The organism is Pseudaminobacter soli (ex Li et al. 2025) (genome assembly GCF_003012705.1).
Lineage (GTDB): Bacteria > Pseudomonadota > Alphaproteobacteria > Rhizobiales > Rhizobiaceae > Pseudaminobacter > Pseudaminobacter soli.
In genome coordinates this window covers 1-597 of sequence record NZ_PXYL01000071.1, presented here as the reverse complement: position 1 = coordinate 597, position 597 = coordinate 1, and the positions used below count along the sequence as shown (strand labels likewise).

At 60.0% G+C, this 597-nt stretch carries 1 protein-coding gene; it reads left to right on the top strand.

What is annotated here, in order from left to right:
* Window positions 1-136: 136 nt before the first annotated feature.
* Window positions 137-597 (top strand): IS110 family transposase (locus C7I85_RS30275; protein ID WP_146149029.1); only part of this gene is annotated, 461 nt, incomplete at its 3' end.

Here is a 597-nt window from a genome sequence, read left to right as displayed (position 1 = left end):
TCGACCCCGTTAAAAAACGTGGCCCATGGGTTCATGCGCACTTGAGAGTGGTGACGCCGGCTGTCCGCGCGATCCCGATTAGGAAGATGAAGGACTGGCATAACCCACGCCCTCCAAGCAAAGCGGAGGAGATGCCATGACGAAGATCACGACCGGCGGCCACCCGGACATGAAGATGGTCAATTCACATGCCGCGGCGGTGGACATCGGTTCGACGATGCACATGGCGGCAGTAAATCCCGACACCTGCGAGATGCCTGTACGTGCTTTTGGCACCTTCACGCAGGATCTACACGATCTGGCGACGTGGTTCCGATCCTGCGGTGTGACGAGTGTCGCAATGGAATCGACCGGCGTCTACTGGATACCCGCCTTCGAGATCCTCGAGCAGCATGGCTTCGAGGTGATCCTGGTGAATGCGCGTTACGCCAAGAACGTGCCCGGCCGGAAGACCGATGTCAGCGATGCTGGCTGGCTGCGGCAACTGCATTCATACGGCTTATTGCGCGGCAGCTTTCGCCCCGAGGCGGAGATTGCCGTGCTGCGGTCCTATCTGCGCCAGCGGGAACGGCTCGTCGAATACGCAGCAGCCCATAT